The 19992-nt window shown below is 68.6% G+C and carries 20 protein-coding genes; 17 read left to right on the top strand and 3 right to left on the bottom strand.

What is annotated here, in order from left to right:
• The first annotated feature begins 3 nt into the window (after positions 1-3).
• Genes C447_RS16250 through secY form a run of 8 tightly spaced genes read left to right on the top strand, consistent with a single transcriptional unit; the run spans position 4 to position 5571 of the window.
• On the top strand, positions 4-555 hold the full coding sequence (locus C447_RS16250) for a 50S ribosomal protein L6 (protein ID WP_007695836.1): 552 nt from the start codon (positions 4-6) through the stop codon (positions 553-555).
• Complete coding sequence (locus tag C447_RS16245) at positions 545-1471, top strand: 50S ribosomal protein L32e (protein ID WP_007695835.1); 927 nt, start codon at positions 545-547, stop codon at positions 1469-1471. Before C447_RS16250 ends, C447_RS16245 begins: the two co-directional genes overlap by 11 nt.
• A complete protein-coding gene (locus tag C447_RS16240; protein WP_007695834.1) occupies positions 1464-1931 on the top strand; it encodes a 50S ribosomal protein L19e in 468 nt (155 codons plus the stop codon). The genes C447_RS16245 and C447_RS16240 overlap by 8 nt, the downstream gene beginning before the upstream one ends.
• Positions 1931-2512: a 50S ribosomal protein L18 gene (locus C447_RS16235; RefSeq protein ID WP_079255092.1), complete on the top strand. Its 582-nt coding sequence runs from the start codon at positions 1931-1933 to the stop codon at positions 2510-2512. Before C447_RS16240 ends, C447_RS16235 begins: the two co-directional genes overlap by 1 nt.
• Positions 2505-3140, top strand: coding sequence for a 30S ribosomal protein S5 (locus C447_RS16230; RefSeq protein ID WP_007695832.1), 636 nt, complete (start codon positions 2505-2507; stop codon positions 3138-3140). Before C447_RS16235 ends, C447_RS16230 begins: the two co-directional genes overlap by 8 nt.
• Positions 3140-3604, top strand: a complete 465-nt coding sequence (rpmD, locus tag C447_RS16225) for a 50S ribosomal protein L30 (protein WP_007695831.1) — start codon at positions 3140-3142, stop codon at positions 3602-3604. Before C447_RS16230 ends, rpmD begins: the two co-directional genes overlap by 1 nt.
• Positions 3605-3614: 10 nt before the next feature.
• Complete coding sequence (locus tag C447_RS16220) at positions 3615-4127, top strand: uL15m family ribosomal protein (protein WP_007695830.1); 513 nt, start codon at positions 3615-3617, stop codon at positions 4125-4127.
• Between the two features lie 7 nt (positions 4128-4134).
• On the top strand, positions 4135-5571 hold the full coding sequence (gene secY, locus C447_RS16215) for a preprotein translocase subunit SecY (RefSeq protein ID WP_007695828.1): 1437 nt from the start codon (positions 4135-4137) through the stop codon (positions 5569-5571).
• A 269-nt stretch (positions 5572-5840) separates the two neighbouring features.
• Here the strand turns inward: secY and C447_RS16210 are convergent, their stop codons facing one another.
• A complete protein-coding gene (locus C447_RS16210; protein ID WP_007695826.1) occupies positions 5841-6845 on the bottom strand; it encodes a GNAT family N-acetyltransferase in 1005 nt (334 codons plus the stop codon).
• Positions 6842-8455: an alkaline phosphatase family protein gene (locus C447_RS16205; RefSeq protein ID WP_007695824.1), complete on the bottom strand. Its 1614-nt coding sequence runs from the start codon at positions 8453-8455 to the stop codon at positions 6842-6844. The genes C447_RS16210 and C447_RS16205 overlap by 4 nt, the downstream gene beginning before the upstream one ends.
• 395 nt (positions 8456-8850) lie before the next feature.
• Here C447_RS16205 and C447_RS16200 point away from each other — a divergent pair, with 395 nt between their 5' ends.
• The 8 genes from C447_RS16200 to C447_RS16165 all read left to right on the top strand — a co-directional run bounded on the left by C447_RS16200 (position 8851) and on the right by C447_RS16165 (position 16999).
• Positions 8851-9441, top strand: coding sequence for an N-acetyltransferase (locus C447_RS16200; protein WP_007695822.1), 591 nt, complete (start codon positions 8851-8853; stop codon positions 9439-9441).
• Positions 9438-10523 (top strand): DegT/DnrJ/EryC1/StrS family aminotransferase, encoded by a 1086-nt coding sequence (locus tag C447_RS16195; protein WP_007695821.1) that lies wholly within the window; start codon positions 9438-9440, stop codon positions 10521-10523. Before C447_RS16200 ends, C447_RS16195 begins: the two co-directional genes overlap by 4 nt.
• On the top strand, positions 10520-11524 hold the full coding sequence (locus tag C447_RS16190) for a Gfo/Idh/MocA family protein (RefSeq protein WP_007695820.1): 1005 nt from the start codon (positions 10520-10522) through the stop codon (positions 11522-11524). The genes C447_RS16195 and C447_RS16190 overlap by 4 nt, the downstream gene beginning before the upstream one ends.
• Positions 11521-12885 (top strand): nucleotide sugar dehydrogenase, encoded by a 1365-nt coding sequence (locus C447_RS16185; protein ID WP_007695819.1) that lies wholly within the window; start codon positions 11521-11523, stop codon positions 12883-12885. Before C447_RS16190 ends, C447_RS16185 begins: the two co-directional genes overlap by 4 nt.
• Positions 12878-13927, top strand: a complete 1050-nt coding sequence (locus C447_RS16180) for a glycosyltransferase family 2 protein (RefSeq protein ID WP_007695818.1) — start codon at positions 12878-12880, stop codon at positions 13925-13927. Before C447_RS16185 ends, C447_RS16180 begins: the two co-directional genes overlap by 8 nt.
• Complete coding sequence (gene wecB / locus C447_RS16175) at positions 13924-15009, top strand: non-hydrolyzing UDP-N-acetylglucosamine 2-epimerase (protein ID WP_007695817.1); 1086 nt, start codon at positions 13924-13926, stop codon at positions 15007-15009. Before C447_RS16180 ends, wecB begins: the two co-directional genes overlap by 4 nt.
• A complete protein-coding gene (locus C447_RS16170) occupies positions 15002-15892 on the top strand; it encodes a polysaccharide deacetylase family protein (RefSeq protein ID WP_007695816.1) in 891 nt (296 codons plus the stop codon). Before wecB ends, C447_RS16170 begins: the two co-directional genes overlap by 8 nt.
• An 81-nt stretch (positions 15893-15973) precedes the next feature.
• Positions 15974-16999 (top strand): GNAT family N-acetyltransferase, encoded by a 1026-nt coding sequence (locus C447_RS16165; RefSeq protein ID WP_007695814.1) that lies wholly within the window; start codon positions 15974-15976, stop codon positions 16997-16999.
• A gap of 78 nt (positions 17000-17077) precedes the next feature.
• Here C447_RS16165 and C447_RS16160 read toward each other — a convergent pair whose 3' ends face one another.
• The gene (locus C447_RS16160) at positions 17078-18187 is read right to left on the bottom strand and encodes a DUF354 domain-containing protein (protein ID WP_007695813.1); all 1110 of its coding nucleotides are present in this window, start codon (positions 18185-18187) and stop codon (positions 17078-17080) included.
• A 306-nt stretch (positions 18188-18493) separates the two neighbouring features.
• On the opposite strand from C447_RS16160, the gene C447_RS16155 reads away from it, so the two are divergent.
• A complete protein-coding gene (locus C447_RS16155) occupies positions 18494-19909 on the top strand; it encodes a PGF-CTERM sorting domain-containing protein (RefSeq protein ID WP_007695812.1) in 1416 nt (471 codons plus the stop codon).
• Positions 19910-19992 lie beyond the last annotated feature (83 nt).

Raw genomic sequence — 19992 nt, 5'->3', positions numbered from 1 at the left:
CCAATGACAGAAGAACGATTCACGATACCGGACGGGGCAAGCGCCGAGACGGAGCGCTTCGACCTCACAATCTCCGGCGAGAACGGTTCCGTCACGCGGCGACTCTGGTACCCGAACGTCTCCGTCGACGTCGACGGCGACGAAGTGGTCATCGAGACCGCCGCCGAGGACGCGAAGACCAACGCCATCGTCGGCACGTTCACCAGCCACATCCAGAACGCCTTCCACGGTGTCAGCGAGGGCTGGACCTACGAGATGGAAGTGTTCTACTCGCACTTCCCGATGCAGGTGCGTGTCGAGGACGGTGAAGTGGTGATCCAGAACTTCCTCGGCGAGCGCGCACCGCGCCGCACGAGGATCCACGGCGACACCCAGGTCGACGTCGACGACGAGCAGCTCACGCTCTCGGGTCCCAGCAAGGACGACGTCGGCCAGACCGCCGCGGACATCGAACAGCTCACCCGCGTCAGCGGCAAGGACGTCCGGGTGTTCCAGGACGGGGTCTACATCACCCAGAAACCGAAGCGAGCGGAGGTGACCGCCGGTGGCAGCTGAGGAGCTCACCCAGGTCGACGGCGTCGGCGAGGGGAAAGCCGAAGCGCTCGTCGACGCAGGCTACGAGACGGTCGCGGACCTCGAGGACGCCGACCAGGACGACCTCGCCGCGGTCGAGGGCATCGGCGACGCGCTCGCGGCCCGGATCAAGGCCGACGTCGACGACCTCGACGTCGACGAGGAAGCGGACGACGAGTCCGCCGAGGCCGAGGAGTCCGACGAGGCTCCCGACGACCTCGCCGACGTCAGCGGTGTCGGCGAGGAGAAGGCCGAGGCGCTGCGCGCGGCGGGCTTCGAGACGGTCGAGGACCTCCGCGAGGCCGAACAGTCGGACCTCACCGCCGTCGAGGGCGTGGGCAACGCGCTCGCGGCCCGGATCAAGGCCGACGTCGGCGGGCTCGAAGTCGAGGAGGAGACCGAGGCGGCGGTCGAGGACGAGACCGAAGCCACGGAGGACGAAGCGGTCGAGACCGAACTCGAACCGCGCGGGCTCGTGGACAAGACGCCCGACCTCGACGACGAGACCGGGCGGCTGCTCACGCGGCGTCGCCGGAAGTCGAAGCCGCAGTTCAACCGTCAGGACCACCACAAGAAAAAGCGGGTCTCGACCTCGTGGCGGCGACCCCGCGGGACGCTCTCGAAACAGCGCCGCGGCATCAAGGGCAAGGGCGCGAAGGTCTCGGCGGGCTACCGCACCACCGAGGCCGTTCGCGGTCTCCACCCCAGCGGGTTCGAGGAGGTCCGCGTCGAGAACACCGACGACCTGGAGGGCGTCGACGGCGACACCCAGGCCGTGCGGATCGGTTCGTCGGTCGGCGGTCGGAAGCGAGAACGCATCGAAGAGCAGGCCGAGAGCGACGGGATCCGGGTACTGAACCCGACCTACGTCGAAGTCGAGGTGGAAACAGATGAGTGACCTCAGCGCACAGCGCCGGCTCGCCGCCGACGTCCTCGACGTCGGGGAGAACCGCGTCTGGTTCGACCCCGAGAACCAGGACGAGATCGCGGAAGCGATCACCCGCGAGGACGTCCGCGAGCTGGTCGCCGACGGCACGATAGAATCGAAGAACGCGAAGACGAACTCCCGCGGTCGGGCGCGCGAACGCGACGCCCAGCGCGCCGCCGGCCACCGCAGCGGCCCCGGCACGCGACGCGGGACCGCCGGCGCGCGCCAGAACCGAAAGGACGCGTGGGTCTCGCGGATCCGCGCCCAGCGCCGCCGGCTGAAGGAGCTTCGAGCCGACGGCACGCTCGACCGCACCCAGTACCGCACGCTCTACGACAAGGCGGGTGGGGGCGAGTTCGACAGCGTGGCGCGCCTCGTTGCCTTCGCCGAGAACAGCTACGACATCGACATCGAAACGGAGGACGACTAATGGCCACAGGACCACGATACAACGTACCGATGCGCCGCCGGCGCGAGGTCCGGACGGACTACCATCAGCGGTTGCGCCTGTTGAAATCAGGCAAACCCCGACTGGTTGCGCGGAAAAGCAATCGCCACGTCAGGGCGCAGCTGGTGAGCCCCAGTCCCGACGGCGACGAAACGCACGCGGGCGCGAACTCGGCGGACCTCGCCGAGTTCGGCTGGGAGGCCCCCACGGGGAACCTCCCGAGCGCGTACCTCACGGGCTTGCTCGCCGGACTGCGCGCGAAGGGGAACGGCGTGAACGAGGCGGTGCTCGACATCGGCCTCAACACCGCGACGCCCGGCAACAAGCTGTTCGCGATGCAGGAGGGCGCGATCGACGCCGGCCTCGACGTGCCGCACAACGAATCGGTGTTCGCCGACTGGGAACGCACCAGCGGGGAGCACATCGCCGACTACGCCGAATCACGCGACGAGCCGCTCTACTCGGGCGAGTTCGACGCGACCGACCTCCCCGAGCACTTCGAGGAGACACGACAGACCATCATGGACGAATTCGACCACGAACTCGGAGGCGACGATGAGTAGACGCGGCTGGGAGCCGCGCACGCGGCTCGGCAAACTGGTCGCCGAAGAGGAGATCACCACGATGGAGGACGCCCTCAACTCGGGGCTCCCCCTGAAGGAACCGGAGATCACCGACCAGTTGCTCTCGCTCGAGGACGAGGTCCTCGACATCAACATGGTCCAGCGGATGACCGACTCCGGTCGGCGGGTGAAGTTCCGGTGTGTGGTCGTGATCGGCGACCGGAACGGCTACGTGGGCTACGCCGAGGGCCGCGACGACCAGGTCGGCTCGGCGATCCAGAAGGCCATCGAGGTCGCGAAGCTCAACATCATCAGCGTCGACCGCGGCTCGGGCTCGTGGGAGGACCGCGCGGGCGGTGTGAACTCCCTGACCCGCCGCACCGAGGGCAAGGCCGGCTCGGTCACCGTCGAGGTCATCCCCGCTCCGCAGGGGCTCGGCCTCGCGGCCGCCGAGACGGTTCGGCACATCCTCGAACTCGCTGGCGTCCAGGACGCCTGGACGAAGTCGAACGGCAACACCCGGACGACGGTCAACCTCGCGAAGGCGACGTACAACGCGCTCCGGAACGGTTCACAGTCCCGGATGCCACAACGTGCCCGCGAGAAGCGACGCGAGGTGGTCGAGTGATGCAAGCGCTCGTGCAGGTCCGCGGCGAGGTCAACATGGAGCAGGGCGTTCGGGACACCCTCTCGATGCTCAACATGCACAGCACCAACCACTGTACGCTGGTGCCCGAGACGGACACCTACCGGGGCATGATCACGAAGGTCAACGACTACGTGGCCTACGGCGAACCCAGCCCGGGCGTGCTCGCGACGGTGCTCGAAACCCGCGGCGAACCCGCCGAGGGCGACGAGGACGTCGACGACGAGTGGGTGGGCGAGAACACCGACTACGACGACCTCTCGGCGCTCGCGGAGGCGCTGCTCGCCGAGGAGACCACGCTTCAGGACGCCGGGCTCTCGCCCTCGCTCCGGCTCCACCCGCCGCGCGGCGGACACAACGGCGTGAAACACCCGACCGCCGAGGGCGGCGAACTCGGCAAGCACAGTTCGGACGAGATCGACGCGCTGTTGAGCGCGATGCGGTGACCACACGACGATGACTTCCAAAAAACGACGCCAGCGCGGCTCGCGCACCCACAGCGGCGGCACCCACAAGAACCGACGTGGGGCCGGCCACCGTGGCGGGCGCGGTCGTGCGGGACGCGACAAGCACGAAAAGCACAACTACGGGCCGCTCGGCAAGCACGGTTTCAGCCGGCCCGAGAAGACCACCGAGGACGTGCGGACGGTCGACGTCCGCGAACTCGACGAGGACGCGGCGCTCTACGCCGCCGACGGCCTCGCCGAGGAGACGGGTGACGGGTTCGCGCTCGACGCCCGCGACATCGTCGAGGACGGCTACGACGCCGACGTGGTGAAGGTGCTCGGCGGCGGACAGGTCCGCCAGTCGCTCGACGTGACCGCCGACGCGTTCTCCGAGAGCGCGCGCGACCTGCTCGCCGACGCGGGCGGGGAAGCGACCCTGAGCGAGCGCGGCGAGGAACGCAACGCGGAGGCGGACGACGACGAGGACTCGGACGAAGAAGCTACAAACGCGGAGTCCGAGTAACCGTTAAATGGGTTGGAAGGAGACCGCCGAACCGGTTCTGACGCGGATGCCCTCGGTCACACAGCCCGAGGGCCACATCCCGTTCAGACGCAAGCTCGCGTGGACCGCGGGCGTGCTCGTACTGTATTTCTTCCTGACGAACGTCACGCTGTACGGGCTACAGGGCACCGGGAGCAACCCGTTCGGCCAGTTCGGGTCGATCCTCGCGCTGAGTCAGGGGACGGTCCTCCAGCTCGGGATCGGCCCGATCGTGACCGCGAGCATCGTGCTCCAGCTCCTCGGCGGTGCCAACCTGCTCGGCCTCGACACCAACGACCCGCGCGACCAGGTGCTCTATCAGGGGCTCCAGAAGTTCCTCGTGCTGGTGATGATCTGCATCACCGGCCTCCCGATCGTGTTCTCGGGCTTTCTGCCCCCGAGCGGCGACGTGGCCGCCTCGCTCGGTATCGGTACGCTCGGCGTTCAGCTCGTGTTGTTCGCCCAGATATTCGTCGGCGGCGTCCTCATCCTGTTCATGGACGAGGTCGTCTCGAAGTGGGGCGTCGGCTCGGGGATCGGGCTGTTCATCATCGCGGGTATCAGCGAGCAGCTGATGCTCGGGATCTTCGGGCAGGGACAGCTCCTCGCCGGCTGGTTCGGGATCCTCACCGGGTCGATCGAGGCCTCGCCGCTGACGGCCGACGGGCTCCAGACGATCCTCTTCGGCCCCGGACAGATCGTCGCGCTCCTCACCACGGTGTTGATCTTCGTGGTGGTCGTCTACGCCGAGAGCGTCCGGGTGGAGATCCCGCTCTCGCACGCCCGCGTCAAGGGCGCGCGGGGACGCTTCCCGGTGAAGCTCATCTACGCGAGCGTCCTGCCGATGATCCTCGTGCGGGCGCTCCAGGCCAACATCCAGTTCATCGGGCGCATCCTCAACTCCCAGATCGGCTTGCCGCCGTGGCTCGGTGTCTACGGGAGCCAGGGCCAGCCCACGGGCGGGCTGTTCTACTACCTCGCCCCGATCTACCAGCCACAGGACTGGCAGTGGTGGGCCGGGAGCGTGAGCGCCGAGGTCTGGCAGGTGCTCATTCGCGTCGGCGTCGACCTCACGTTCATGGTGGTCGGCGGCGCGATCTTCGCGATCTTCTGGGTCGAGACCGCGGACATGGGTCCGGAATCCACCGCCCAGCAGATCCAGAACTCCGGGATGCAGATCCCGGGCTTCCGCCAGAACCCCGGCGTGATCGAGAAGGTGCTCGAACGCTACATCCCGCAGGTCACGGTGATCGGCGGGGCGCTCGTGGGCGTGCTCGCGGTCGGCGCGAACATGCTCGGCACCATCGGGCTGGTCTCGGGGACCGGCCTCCTGCTCACGGTGTCGATCACCTACAAGCTCTACGAGGAGATCGCCGAGGAACAGCTGATGGAGATGCATCCCGTGATGCGGCAGATGTTCGGCTGACTACCGAAGCGACCGGCGTTTCGGTTCTCCATCGTCTCCCGCTCCGTTCTTCCATCTTCCTTCGGGTCGTGCGCGTATTCGTACCGAGGACCACCTCCCGGTACGAGCGATCGAACGACTACCGATGACGGCGACGAGAACGAGGAGAACACGCCCGCCAGCCCGGACGACGGCGGGCCGACGGGCGCTCGGGACGAAGCACAGGTCGAGGACGGCACCGACGACGATTCGTGGCGCTATCGAAAACTCGTCAATCCCCTTAGACCGCGTTACTGCAACCGAGTGTAGGCCTCGCGCACCAGCGCCATCGCGGGGCCCGCGCGCTCGGCCTCGTGGTAGGTCCTGAGTTCGGGGTCGAACTTCGCTTTGTACCGATTGAGTCGGCGTTCGTCGGCTCCCACGAGGTCGTAGGAATCGATCCCGCGGTCCATCGCGTCGCGCATGATGTGCCAGTCGACGAGGTCGTTCACCGGGACGCCCGCGTCGTGTTTCGCGCCGCCCTGCCACCGGTAGATCGTGTCGTCGTCTTCGAGGGTTATCATCCCGCCGGCGAACCGACCGTCGACCCGGCAGACGTAGGGCCGGAGGCGGCCCTCGTCGAGCCCGTCGCGGAGGGCGAGCACGAGCCCCGGCGTGACGCCGTAGGACTTACCCTGGGACTCGTAGCGCCGGTAGACCTGGGTGACGATCCGGCGGATCGCGCGTTCGCCGCCCTCCTCGACCACGCAGTTCTCGGGCGGGCCGTCGCGGACGTTGCTCCGGGCGTCGGAGCTGAACCGTTTCAACAGCGCGTCTTCGCCAACCGAGAGGTCCACCGTGTAGGTGTGCCCGAGCGAGACCCGCATCTCGTTCCATTCGAGCGGCCGGAGGTCCGTGTAGCGATAATCGCTCCGGACGTGGGTGTAGCGCGGGTCGACCACCTTGTCGATCCACTCGAAACAGCCGTCGACGAAGCGCTCGTGACGGCGCTCGCGTTTGCGCTGTTTGAGCTTCCCCATGTTGAGGAGGGCGGGGCCGAGATACGGTACGAGGAGGCCCGGCGGGGGCGAGAAGGCGGTCGAGACCCCGAACCGCGTGACCTCGAAGACGGGGAAGATCCCCACGACCTCCTGGCCCTTGTAGCCGACCAGGTGGTGGCACTCGGCGTTCGCGTAGTCGGCGAGCGCCGCGAGGCTCCTCCGGTAGTGAAAGGGGTTCGCGTGCGGTGACCGGTCCACGTACGAATCCCACTGTTCCAGATCGTCGTCCGTCGCGTTCCTGATGGTGATGCTCATTCGAGGTATCCAAGGTCCGAGAGTCGTGCTTCGACGGCCCGCTCGTCGGTCGATTCGCGCGTTCGCGGTTCGAACTCCGGGTACGTCCGCTCGCCGGCGGCCTCCACCACCGGCAGCACCTCGCCGTCCATGTGGTCGCCGCGCGGGAGGCCGAGCGCCGCGAGCACCGTCGGGGCGACGTCGAACAGGTGCGCCCCGTCGAGCGACGCGTCGGCGTCGACGCCCGCCCCCGAGACGGCAACGAAACCGTCGCGTTTGTGGTTGTAGGGTTCGGTGGGCGGCCCGAACACCGACTCGCGGAGCCCCGTCGCGAGGAAGTTGTCGAACGCACGCGGCACGAGCACGATGTCGACCGCGTGCTCGACGTGCGGCCCCTCGAAGTACTCTTCACGCGGTGCGACGTCGTCGAAGGCCGGCTCCCCGTCCGGCGTTTCGACCCCAGACAACAGCTCGACCAGCCGTTCCCGAACCGCGTCGTACTCCTCGGGAGCCACCACACCCTCGGGGTCGCGACCCGCGACGTTGAGCCGGACGCCACACTCGATGTGCGAGCGGGCGTAGGCGGTCGAACGCGGGAAATCGACCCCCTCGGTGCCGGCGCGGACCATCGACTTCGGGACGTGGCGCACGACGAACTCCGCGAGGCCGAGCCGCGAGAGCGCGGCGTCGACCCGCTGGCTGGTGACCCCTGCGCGCGTCGCCAGCCCCATCGCGCGTTCGAGGAGCGCATTTCCATCGTCACTCTCGGCACGGTCGTCGAGGAACTCCTCGTCCCGGATGACGTCCCACGAGGGCATCCCGCCGCCCTGTGTGGTCTCGACGAATCCTTCCTCGCGGAGGAGGGTGTTCACGCGCACGTCGTAGCCCTCGTACTTCCCGATGCCGTGGTCGCTCGCCAGCACCACGACGTCCGGGTCGCACGATTCGAGGGTCGCGCCGATCTGGTCGTCGACCGCCTCGTAGACCGCCCGAAGCGCGTCGCGGTCGCCCGGACACTCGTGAAAGACGGTGTCGGTGTTCTGGAACTGGACGAAGCCGAACTCGGGGTCGAACCGGTCCGCGAGATACCGAAAGGCCTCGCCGCGCATTCGGACCGTCTCGCGGTACTCCGCGACCTTCTCCTCGGCGGTCGTCTCCCCGCCGCCGGTGTGGCGGGGATAGACCCGGTAGCCGCCGATCTCGCGCCGAACCTCGTCGAGGAGCCCCTCGGGCTGGCACGTCGGCGAGTCGGGGGCGGTGTAGCCGGGGATCAACGCGCCGTCGAACTCCCGCGGGGGGTGGGTGACGGGCACGTTGACGACCACGCTGCTCGTTCCCTCCGTATCGAGGAGTTCCCAGAGCGCGCGCTCGCGGACGTGGGTCGCGTTCACGACGTCCCAGTCGTAGCCCTCGAAGTCGAGGAAGCCGTAGACGCCGTGTTTACCCGGGTTCACGCCGGTGTAGAGCGACGGCCAGGCGCTCGGGGTCCACGGCGGGATCTGGGATTCGAGCGGCCCGCTCGCCCCGTCGGCGCGGATCCCGTCGATCGCGGGGAGGTCGGCACCCTGGGCTGCGAGCGTCTCGAACACCGGCTCACACGCTGCGTCCAGCCCGACGAGCAGCGTCTTCATCCGTCGGTCCGTCCGCCGGCGGGGTCGGTCGGGGTGTGGTCCGTGGCCATGCGTCGGTTGTGCGCCCTAATCCGGTCGCCGGCCGTGAATCTACCGATCCGACGGGAACGGCCCGCCGAAACGGACCGCCGTTGTCGGGTCCCGGCGGGCCCGCGCCGCCTCGTGTCCCGAACCGGTCGGTGCTGGCTATCGGATGGGAAAACACATATGTGAGAACGGACTCTACCCGGACGAGACCACACGCAGTGACAGTCACTCGATCGTCCTGACCGAAACCGCCCACCGATGACCGACCACTCCCCCCCTCCAACGACGGTACTCGTCCCGGTGGAGCCACGTGTCCCCGCACGGATCGCCGACCCGGTTCGCACGACCCGCGACCGAGGTGTACGGCCGTGACGGGAGAAACACGCGCCCGAACCGGAGCGAACGCGACCATCGACGACGGCGCGACCGTCGGCTACTCACACGACCCCGACGCCCCGCCGGCCAGACTCGGCGACGACGCCACGGTTCGCGCCGGCACCATCGTCTACGCCGACGTCGAGGTCGGCGACGGCTTCACCACGGGCCACAACGCCCTCGTTCGCGAGGACACCCGTATCGGCGACGACGTCCTGGTGGGCACCGACGCGGTGATCGACGGCACGACCACGATCGGCTCGCACGTCAGCCTCCAGACCGGCGTCTACCTCCCGACGAACACGACGGTCGGGTCCCAGGTGTTCGTCGGCCCGCGAGCCGTTCTCACGAACGACCCCCATCCCGTCCGCCGCGAGGCCGACCTCGCCGGCCCGACGCTCGACGACGGCGTCTCGGTCGGCGCGAACGCCACGCTGTTGCCCGGCATCTCCGTCGGGGCGGGGTCGTTCGTCGCCGCCGGCGCGGTCGTCACCCGCGACGTCCCGCCCGAGACCCTCGCGCTCGGCGTCCCCGCACGCCACGAACCGCTCCCCGACTCCCTTTCCGGTGAGAACGCCATATGATTCCGATAGCCAACCCACAGCTCGGCGACCGCGAGAAAGCACGTATCGACGAGGTGATCGACTCCGGTCAGCTCGCCGACGGCCCCGAGGTCCGCGCGTTCGAAGACGAGTTTGCGGACTTCTGCGGCGCAACACACGGCATCGCGACCACCAACGGCACGACCGCCCTCCACACCGCGGTCGAGGCGCTCGGCCTCGGCCCCGGCGACCGCGTGGTCACGACGCCGTTCTCGATGATCGCGAGCGCCAACTCGATACGGCTCGCAGGTGCCGAACCCGTCTTCGCCGACATCGACCCCGAGACGTTCAACCTCGACCCCGACGCCGTCGAGCGGGTCGTCCGCGAGCAGGACGTCGACGCGATCCTCCCGGTCCACCTGTTCGGCCTCCCCGCGGACATGCCCCGCTTGCGGGCGATCGCCGACGAGCACGACCTCCTCGTGATCGAGGACGCCGCCCAGGCCCACGGGGCGGCGATCGACGACGAGCGCGTCGGCACCTTCGGCGACGTCGCGTGTTTCTCCTTCTACCCGACGAAGAACATGACCACCGGCGAGGGCGGCATGGTGCTCACCGACGACCCCGACGTGGCCGCCCGCGCACGGAGCTTCATCAACCACGGCCGGACCGCCGACGGCGCGGCCTACGAACACACGAGGCTCGGCCAGAACTACCGGATGACGAGTCTGCTGGCCGCCATCGGACGGGTGCAGATCGGGGACCTCCCCGAGAACAACGAGGCACGGCGCGCGAACGCCGCCCGACTCACCGAGGAGCTCCCCGACTGGGTCGACACCCCGGTCGAACCCACGGGACGACGGCACGTCTATCACCAGTACACCATCCGCGCCGACGACCGCGACGCGCTCGCCGACCACCTCGAAGCCAGGGGGGTCGGCACCGGCGTCTACTACCCCGTTCCGATACACGAACAGCCCGTCTACGACGACGTCGACCCCGACGTGCCGGTCGCCGAACGAGCGGCGCGGGAGGTGCTCTCGTTGCCGGTCCACCCCGCCCTCTCGTCGGCCGACATCGACGAGGTCGTCGCCGCGGTCGCCGCGGCGGGGGTCGAGGCGTGAGCGCCGCGGCGACCACACGGGCCGGCGTCATCGGCGTCGGGAGCATGGGCCAGAACCACGCGCGAGTCTACGCCGAACTCCCCGACGTCGAACTCGTCGGCGTCGCGGACACCGACGAGAAACGTGCGAACGAGGTCGCCACGCGACACGACACCGACGCGAGGGCGCGGGCCGACCTCCTCGCGACGGTCGACGTGGTCTCGATCGCGGTGCCGACCGCCTACCACTACGACCTCGCACGCGAGTGCATCGAGGCGGACGTCGCCGTCCTCGTCGAGAAGCCGTTCGTGGCCGACCCCGAGAACGGCCGCGAGCTCTGCGACCTCGCCGACGAACGCGGCGTGACGCTCCAGGTGGGTCACATCGAGCGGTTCAACCCCGCCATCGAGGCGGTCGCGAGCGTGCTCGCCGACGAGGAGATCCTCGCGTTCGACGCCCGTCGGCTCGGTGCGCCCCGCGAGCGCGACATCAAGGACGGCGCAGTGATGGACCTCATGATCCACGACATCGACGTGGTCTGTTCGCTCGTCGACGACGAGATAGACCTCGTCAACGCGGTCAGCACCGAGGATGGGCGGTACGTCGACGCCCAACTCGGCTTCTCCGGGGGGACGGTCGGGAGCCTGACGGCGAGCCGGGTGACCCAGCGAAAGATCCGCGAGCTCACGATCACCGCCCGGGACTGCTGGATAGTCGTGGACTACATCCACCGCTCGATCGACGTCCACCGACAGTCCCCGCCGGAACCCGACGACGCGCCGTACACGGAGTTCCGGTCGGGGGTGTGGCGGCGCGGGATCGACAGCAACGAGGGGATCATCGAACAGCCGGTGGTCGGCGACGGCGAACCGCTCAAAAAGGAGGTCGCCTCGTTCGTCGAGTGCGCCCGGACCGGGCGCGAACCGGTGGTCTCCGCTGCGGACGGGCTTCGCGCCCTCCGGATCGCCAAACGGATCGACCGCCTCGCCGACCCGAACCCGATAGAGGCCGACCCCCGATGAGCTCGTCCGGCTCGCCCGCCGCCTACGGCGACGATGCGTCCGTCGAGCGCCGTCGGACGGCGTTCGAGAACGGCGACCTCCCGGTCGCGGTCTACGGGCTGGGGAAGATGGGGCTGCCGCTCGCGGCGGTCTACGCCGAGACCTCCGGGGCCGTCGTCGGCGCGGACGTCGACGACGCCGTGGTCGACTCGGTGAACCGCGGCGAGTGTCACGTCACGGGCGAACCGGGGCTCGACGACCTCGTGGCGGATCTGGCCGCCGACGGCGCGCTCCGGGCGACCACCAACCAGGAGGCCGCGGCGATGGCGGACGTCCACGTCCTCATCGTCCCGACGAAGCTCGACGCCGGGAACGCGCCCGACCTCTCGATCCTCGAATCAGTCGTCGAGGACGTCGCGACCGGCCTCGCGGCGGGCGACCTCGTGGTGGTGGAGTGTACGGTGCCGCCGAAGACCTGTCGCGAGGTGGTGGGCCCCCTGCTCGAACGCGAGACGGGCCTCTCGATGGGCGAGTTCGGCCTCGCGTTCTGTCCCGAGCGCACGTCGAGCGGGCGCGCCCTCGAAGACATCCGGGGGGCCTACCCGAAGGTCGTCGGCGGGGTCGACGACGCGAGCACGCGCGCGGCGACCGCGATATACGAGGCGATCAACGCGAAGGGCGTGCTCGCGGTCTCCGACGCGGCGACGGCCGAAGCAGTCAAACTATTCGAGGGTGTCTATCGCGACGTGAACATCGCGCTGGCGAACGAACTCGCGCGGTTCACCGACGACCTCGGGATCGACGTGGCCGAGGCCATCGCGACCGCGAACACACAGCCCTTCTGTGAGATACACGACCCCGGTCCGGGCGTCGGCGGCCACTGCATCCCCTACTACCCGTACTTCCTCGCACACGGCCGGACCGAGGACGCGCCGCTCCTGCGGACTGCCCGCGCCGTCAACGACTCGATGCCGGGGTTCGTGGTCGGGAAACTCGAAGAGGAGTTCGAGGCCGAGGGCCGGAGCCTCGACGGCGCGCGCGTCGCCGTGCTCGGGCTGACCTACCGGCCCGGGGTGAACGAACTCGCGAAGACGCCGGCCGAGCCGATCGTCGACGGCCTCGGCGAGGCCGGAGCCGAGGTGTTCTGCGTCGACCCGTTGCTCGACGATTTCTCGCGTTTCGACGCCACCCCGACCGGGATCGAGGACCTCCCCCACTGCGACCTCGACGCGGCGGTGATGGTGACCCCCCACGAAGCGTTCGACGCGGTCGACTGGCACGGCTTCGAGTCGGGGATCGTCGTCATCGACGGCCGCGGAACGCTTGATTTATCCCGAACACCCCACAGAGTGTATACGATAGGGAGCGGACTCGATGTATAACGGGAAGACAGTCGGCGTCGTGGTGCCCGCCCACAACGAGGAGGCGTTCGTGGGTCGCGTCATCGAGACGATGCCCGGGTTCGTCGACCGGGTGTACGCCGTCGACGACTGCTCGGGCGATGGGACCTGGGCGGAGATCCAGCGCCACGCCGAGCGCGCCAACCGCGAACGCGCCGGCGGCATGCCGCTCACCGACGGCGGCGCGTACGCCGACACCGTCGTCGAGGCGATCCGCCACGACACGAATCGGGGACGCGGCGCTGCGGTCAAGACGGGCTATCGCCACGCCCTCGAGGACGGCCTCGACGTCATCGCGGTGATGGACGCCGACGGCCAGATGAACCCCGACATGCTGGCGCGGATCATCGAACCCGTCGCCGACGGCTGGGCCGACTACGCGAAGGGAACCCGGCTCCTCCACCGCGACCGCTCGGAGATGTCGAACTGGCGCTTCTTCGGCAACTCCCTGCTCACGTATCTCACCAAGATATCCAGCGGCTACTGGCGGATGAGCGACCCCCAGAACGGCTTCACCGCCGTCTCCTACGAGGCGCTCTCGCGGATCGACCTCGATTCGCTCTACGACGATTACGGTTTCCTGAACGATATGCTCACGACCCTCAACGTACACGACTTCCGGGTTGCGGACGTCTCCCATCCCGCGGTCTACGGCGACGAACAGAGCGGTATCCGCTACTCGACCTTCATCCCGAAGCTCTCGACGCTGCTCGCGCGCAACTTCGTCCGGCGGCTGGTGTTACAGTACGTCATCTACAGCTTCCACCCGCTGGTCCTGCTCTACTTCTTCGGCGTCGTGAGCGGGCTCACCGGGCTGCTCGGTCTCCTCGTGACGGTCGCGAGCGCGTTCGGTCCCGGCGAGCTCTTCCTCCGGGGCGGGCTCTCGATGCTCCTGCTCGTCGTCGGCGGCATCGCCGTCTCGGTGGCGATGGCCTACGACCTCCAGGCCAACGCGGGGCTCGAAGTGGTGGACGAGGACCGGTTCGGCGACGACGACCCGCGGCGAACCGAGGTCGAACGATGAAGGTCGTCTCGGTCGTGGGCGCGCGCCCGCAGTTCGTGAAGGCCTTCCCGGTCTCGCGCGTGCTCCGCGAACGCCACGAGGAGGTGCTGGTCCACACCGGCCAGCACTACTCCGAGTCGATGTCGGACGTCTTCTTCGAGGAGCTCGACATCCCGACCCCGGAGTACAACCTCGGGGTCGGCTCGGGCACTCAAGGCGAGCAGACCGGCCGGATCGTGACCCGGTTCGGCGAACTCGTCGAGCGCGAGGAGCCCGACGCGGTCGTGGTCTACGGCGACACCAACTCCACGCTCGCGAGCGCGGTCGTGACCGCCAAGACCGACGCCCGGCTGGCCCACGTCGAGGCGGGCCTGCGGAGCTACAACCGCGAGATGCCCGAGGAGGTCAACCGCGAGCTCACCGACCACGTCTCGGACCTGCTGTTCGCGCCGACCCGCCGCGGCGTCGAGAACCTCCGGAAGGAGGGGGTCGGGAACGTCCACCTCACGGGCGACGTGATGTACGACGCCATCCGCTGGGCGCGTTCGCGCGCCGCCGAACACTCTACGGTGCTCGCGGCGAACGACCTCGCCGACGGCGAGTACGTCCTCGCGACCGTCCACCGCGCGGGCAACACCGACGACCCCGACCGCCTCGCGGCGATCATGGGTGCGCTCTGCGAACTCGACCGGGAGGTCGTCTTCCCGATCCACCCGCGGACGATGGAGTGTCTCGACGAGTACGGCCTGCGCGAGCGGGTCGAGTCGTCGATGACCCTGATCGACCCCGTGGGCTATCTCGACTTCGTCCGGCTGCTCGACGGGGCCGAGCGCGTCGCCACCGACTCCGGCGGCGTCCAGAAGGAGGCGTTCTTCCTCGATACCCACTGTGTCACCCTCCGGGAGGAGACCGAGTGGGTCGAGACCATCGACGCGGGCTGGAACGTCCTCGTCGGGGCCGACCGCGAGGCCATCACCCGCGAACTCACCGCGCCGGTGTCGTTGCCCGAAAAGCCCGAGCTCTACGGCGACGGCGACGCCGCCGAGCGGATGGTCGACCTGATCGAGCGCGACGCGGGTTCGACGGACGGGTCGGATGGCTGAGTTCGCGCTCTGTCTCACCCACGACGTCGACCGGCCGTACAAGACCTACCAGGCCGTCTACGACGCGATCCGCGAACGCGACCCGGGTCGTCTCGACGCGCTCCGACTCGGCAACGACCCCTACTGGCAGTTCGAGACGCTGATGGGGATCGAGGAACGTTTTGGCGTTCGGTCGGCGTTCTACTTCCTCTCGGAGCCGGGACTCGGGGAACACCATCCCTCGAAGTGGTTCCGACCCCGCTACTGGCTCGAACACCTCGGCCGGTACGACGTCGAGGCCCCGCGGATGGCGAACGTCATCGACGCGCTCGACGACGGCGGCTGGGAGGTCGGCCTCCACGGCTCCTACGACACCGCCGACGACCGCGAGCGGCTCCGGGCCGAAAAGGAGCGGATCGAGGGCGTCGTCGGCCATCCGGTGCGGGGCGGCCGACAACACTTCCTGCGTCGCGGCCCCGACACCTGGGCCCACTACCGTGCGCTCGGGCTGGAGTACGACAGCTCGCTCGGGTCGAGCGCCACCTACGGCTTCGAACACGGCTACGACCTCCTCCACCCCTTCGACGACGAGTTCGCCGTCTTCCCGCTGACGGTCATGGAGGTCGCGCTCGTCGAGGGAACCGAGAGCTTCGATGCGGCGTGGCGGGAGTGCGAGCGACTCCTCGAAGAGGCGGCCGCGAACGACGCCGTGATGACCGTGCTCTGGCATCCCCGGTATGTCGGTCCCGACTTCCCGGGCTATCGCGACCTCTACGAGCGCCTCGTCGAGCGCGCCCTGGAGATGGACGCGTGGGTCGGTTCGCCGGGTGCGTATCTCGACCGTGTGAACGGGTCCTCCGACGACACGACACCGGGCGACGCCACGCCCGAACTCATCGACTGAGCGGCGAAAGGGAAACGCTTTATCGGGTCGCCGGAGTGAAAATCCCACGATGAACGGCAGCTACCTCGCTCCGATCCGGCCATGAGATTCGAGCGGCTCGACCTCGACACCTGGGGGTCCGGACTTCCCGCCTCGGGCTTCGAGGTCTTTCACACCCCCGAAGCCCTCGACGTGCTCGACCGCCACGCCGCGGGCGACCGACTCCTCGTCGGCGGCTACCGTGGCGAGCAGCTCGTGGGGATGGTCCCGCTGTTCGTCCGGCGGGTCGCGGGGCTGCGGGTGGTCTCCTCGCCGCCGCCGGGGATGGCGATCCCGGGTCTCGGCCCGCTGGTGATGCCGACGAGCCCGAAACGACGCAAACGCGAGAAGGTCAACCGCGAGTTCACCGCCGGCCTGCTCGACGCGATAGAAGCCGACGACCCCCGGACGCTGGTTCGATTCGTCGGCCACCCCGCCTACCCGGACCCGCGACCCTACCGCTGGGAGGGGCTCTCGGTCGACCCGACCTTCACCTACCGGCTCCCGCTCGACGAGCGCTCGTCCGACGAGGTCCTGAAATCGTTCAGCCGGAGCCTCCGACGCGAGATCGGGTCGGCGGAGGAGTCGGCGGTCGCGGTCGAGACGCCCGAGAACACCGTCGAAGCCGCCCGGGAGGTCTACGACGACGTCGCGGCTCGGTACGCCGAACAGGACGAACACTTCGGGCCGACCTGGGCGTACGTCGAGGACCTCGTGACGAGCCTCGACGAGCGATGTCGGGTCTACGTCGCGCGCGAGGACGGTGCCTACGAGGGCGGGATCATCGCGCTCTACTCGAACGACGCGGCCTACTACTGGCTCGGCGGCGCGCGCTCGGGCGGCAACTCCGGGGTCAACAGCCTGCTCCACTGGCGGCTGATCGAGGACGTCGTCGCCGACCCGCCCCTGGGCTCGGTCCACGAGTACGACCTCGTTGGGGCGAACACCGAACACCTCTGTCGGTACAAGGCGAAGTTCGGCGCGGACCTCGTGCCCTCCTACACCATCGAGTCCGGCGGGGCCGCGATGGCGGCCGCGAAGGAAGGCTATCAACTGGTGAACGGCGTCGCCGACCGACTGTTCGGATAGACGCCTTCCGCGCTCGTTCCCTCCAGTAGAACGTGGGCAGGTCCCGCCCCGCGCACGTCTTTTCCCGAGCGTCGGCCGTCAGTGTTCTACCGTCGGCGTCCCACGGCGGTAGGCCGGTGCGTCGTCGCGCGAGAGCCCCTCGACCGCCGACGGCCCGTCGGGGTTGGTGGCGAGGTCGACGATGACGTCGGTGAGGTTCACCATGTCGGCCATGTAGGCGTCGCGCTTCTCCGCCCACCGCGCCGCGACCGAATCGTCGTCGAGCAGCGAGCACGCCCGGTCGAGCGCGGCGTCGAACGAGGCGATGTTGTAGATCAGCCCCTCGCGTTCGAGTTCGATGAAGTTGCCCATGTCCGACTCGCCGACGAAGGAGTTCGACCGGATCGCGGGGGTCCCGAGCAGGGCGGCCTCGGTCACCATCGTCTGGGTGTCGGCGACGAGGAGCGAGGCCTCGGCGAGGGCGTCGTGGAGCAGCCCCGGGTGGAGGTCGAACGGCCGTGCGTCGACGTCGTCGAAGCACATCTTGCCGCCCTCGTCAGAGACGAACACCGTCGCGTGGGGCGCGAGGCGTTCGACCAGCTGGCGGCGTTTCCTCGGTCCGATCCCCGACTGGCTCACGTCGTGGTGGGAGCCGAAGGCGTTGAGCCGGCAGATCACGTAGCGTTCGTCCGGCCCGACGCCGAGCTTCTCGCGGATGTCGTCGCGCGGCGTGAAGACGTCCGGGTGGAGGTAGGCCGACTCCTTGAACCCGCGAAAGCGGTAGTGGTTCGGGCCGAGGTCCTTCCCGAAGGCGTAGGGCGTGAGAATGGTGTCGGCGAAGGGCCGCGAGACGGCGTGGTCGAGCGAGGTGGGTTCGGAGTCCAAGATCAGCGTCACGGGCGTCCGCGAGAGCGCGCCGGCGTGGGCCGCGTAGGCTCCCATCCCGAAGACCGTGTCCGGGTCGTATCGCCGCGTCTGCCGGAGTATCGACCAGTAGTGGGCGGGAAGCTGGCGCACCAGTGACCACTTCGTGGTCGCCAGCCGGCCGTAGAGCCGGTAGGGCAGGTCGTAGTAATCGAGGAGGGGTTTCGTGACGCCGTAATCACGGCCGAGCACTAGGACGTCGTGACCGCGCGATTCGAGGGCGTTGATGGCGTGTTTGTAGAGATGAACGTGAGCGGGGGTGTTCGTAAAAAAGAGGTGGTTCATGTACCGTTGGCTGGACCGACGACCCCGATGCTTCTAAACACGTCGGTCGAATCTCGTGAAAAGGTCGTCGTCGGTTCGGCCTCGACCCGGCGACGATCCCCGGATCGGGGCGGTACTGCCCGCCGACGCTGGAGAAGAAGGCTGTGCGGAAAAATTACTTCCGAGAGGGAACTGAACACAGGTCGGGTCCGAGCCGTCAGTGATATACCACAGGCCTACGGGGTATCATTCGATACGCCCGACGAACTGGCGGATTCAACACAGATGACAGGAACCAAACGCAGTCTAACGGTAGCGGTGGTGGTAGTGCTTTCGGCGGTAGTCGGGACGGTCGGCTTCGCCGGGTCGGCGGCCGCGCTCGACTCGGGTGCGGCGGCGACGTACCCACAGACCCCGGGGTCGGACACGCTCGGCACGTTCGTCTACGTCGCCCGACCGAACGACACCGTGGCTGAGAACGGCATCGACACGGTCACCCTCCGGACCGAGTCCGGGAGCTTCGAGAACGTGACCGACGACGACATCTTCATGGTGATCCGGGGCGGCGAGCGCATCGAGATCGCCAACCGGCAGAGCTCGATCGTCGACGTGGCCGGTATCAACACCTCCACGAGCGCCAACGGCAAGGAGCTCACGATCCAGCTCCCGCGGCCGGTCCAGCCGCAGTTCGCCTCGGACAGCCCCGGAACGGGTGCCGAGGTGGCGTTCAAGGTCGGCAACTTCACCACGCCGAACCAGCCCGGCGATTACACTGTCAACGCCACCTTCACGGACCCCTCGGGTGCGAGCGATGGTCCCACGGCGACCGACAGCTACCCGCTGAGCCAGCCCGCGATCTCGCTCTCGAACCAGAGCGTCTCACAGTTCGACGACTCCCAGAGCCTCAACGTCTCGGCGGCGGTGCCGGGCAGCGGCTACGTCGGGCTGTTCACCACGGGCCCTGACGGCTCGCCCGACCAGCTGGTGGGCTCGACCAACGTCTCCGACAACACGACGCCGCAGTCGTACACGGTGGACGTCGGCAACAACATCTCCGAGAGCCAGGAGGTCGTCGCGGTCGCGTACACCGAGTCCGAGGGTCGCTCGCAGACCCTCCGTGAGGAGGAGTCCTTCGACCCGACCCAGGACGACCGACTCGTCGTCAACGGCACCCTCGTGAACGCGACGGCACAGGTCTCGACGCTCGACGTCGACGCCCAGGTGGCGGCGGGTGACGAGTACGACCAGGGCGCGCGCCTCCTGTTCTCCCAGGGCGAGCCCTCGACGAGCTACCAGGTCAGCACGGTCGACAACGGCAGCCTCGGGTCGAGCGTGACCAACTTCGAGACCGCGGCCAACGGCACCGCGGTGATCGACACCGCCGACCTCGAACAGGGTCAGTACGCGATCTCGCGGGTCGACGACGGCTCGATCGTGGGGCTCGACAACGACAGCACCACCGGTCCGGGCGACGACAGCTTCGTGATCACCGGCCAGCAGCTCGCCACGACCAGCGACGCGAGCACGGCGGCGACGGCCGGCGGATCGACGGCCGCCACGAGCGGTGAATCGACGGCGGCCGGTGCGGCGGGCGGCGAGTCGACGCAGGCCGGCGGTGACGGCAACGCGAGCAACGGCAACGAGAGCGGTGGCGGCAGCGGTGCGGGCGGACCCGGCTTCGGCGTCGTGGTCGCGGTGGTCGCGCTCCTCGGCGCGGCCCTCATCGCGACTCGGCGACGCTGAATCGTCCGCTTCGATTTTTCCGTCTCGTTTCGAACTCGACCCGGCCTTCGGCGGCGGGTATGATGAGGATAACAAAGCCCTTC

The sequence above is a fragment of the Halococcus hamelinensis 100A6 genome (genome assembly GCF_000336675.1).
Lineage (GTDB): Archaea > Halobacteriota > Halobacteria > Halobacteriales > Halococcaceae > Halococcus > Halococcus hamelinensis.
This window is presented reverse-complemented; position numbering and strand designations above follow the sequence as displayed.

Excerpts from the sequence above, each read along its gene's own strand:
- C447_RS16250 (WP_007695836.1), top strand. The coding sequence starts at position 4 with ATGACAGAAGAACGATTCACGATACCGGACGGGGCAAGCGCCGAGACG.
- C447_RS16240 (WP_007695834.1), top strand. The coding sequence starts at position 1,464 with ATGAGTGACCTCAGCGCACAGCGCCGGCTCGCCGCCGACGTCCTCGAC.
- C447_RS16235 (WP_079255092.1), top strand. The coding sequence starts at position 1,931 with ATGGCCACAGGACCACGATACAACGTACCGATGCGCCGCCGGCGCGAG.
- C447_RS16230 (WP_007695832.1), top strand. The coding sequence starts at position 2,505 with ATGAGTAGACGCGGCTGGGAGCCGCGCACGCGGCTCGGCAAACTGGTC.
- rpmD (WP_007695831.1), top strand. The coding sequence starts at position 3,140 with ATGCAAGCGCTCGTGCAGGTCCGCGGCGAGGTCAACATGGAGCAGGGC.
- C447_RS16220 (WP_007695830.1), top strand. The coding sequence starts at position 3,615 with ATGACTTCCAAAAAACGACGCCAGCGCGGCTCGCGCACCCACAGCGGC.
- secY (WP_007695828.1), top strand. The coding sequence starts at position 4,135 with ATGGGTTGGAAGGAGACCGCCGAACCGGTTCTGACGCGGATGCCCTCG.
- C447_RS16210 (WP_007695826.1), bottom strand. The coding sequence starts at position 6,845 with ATGAGCATCACCATCAGGAACGCGACGGACGACGATCTGGAACAGTGG.
- C447_RS16205 (WP_007695824.1), bottom strand. The coding sequence starts at position 8,455 with ATGAAGACGCTGCTCGTCGGGCTGGACGCAGCGTGTGAGCCGGTGTTC.
- C447_RS16195 (WP_007695821.1), top strand. The coding sequence starts at position 9,438 with ATGATTCCGATAGCCAACCCACAGCTCGGCGACCGCGAGAAAGCACGT.
- C447_RS16185 (WP_007695819.1), top strand. The coding sequence starts at position 11,521 with ATGAGCTCGTCCGGCTCGCCCGCCGCCTACGGCGACGATGCGTCCGTC.
- C447_RS16180 (WP_007695818.1), top strand. The coding sequence starts at position 12,878 with ATGTATAACGGGAAGACAGTCGGCGTCGTGGTGCCCGCCCACAACGAG.
- wecB (WP_007695817.1), top strand. The coding sequence starts at position 13,924 with ATGAAGGTCGTCTCGGTCGTGGGCGCGCGCCCGCAGTTCGTGAAGGCC.
- C447_RS16170 (WP_007695816.1), top strand. The coding sequence starts at position 15,002 with ATGGCTGAGTTCGCGCTCTGTCTCACCCACGACGTCGACCGGCCGTAC.
- C447_RS16165 (WP_007695814.1), top strand. The coding sequence starts at position 15,974 with ATGAGATTCGAGCGGCTCGACCTCGACACCTGGGGGTCCGGACTTCCC.
- C447_RS16160 (WP_007695813.1), bottom strand. The coding sequence starts at position 18,187 with ATGAACCACCTCTTTTTTACGAACACCCCCGCTCACGTTCATCTCTAC.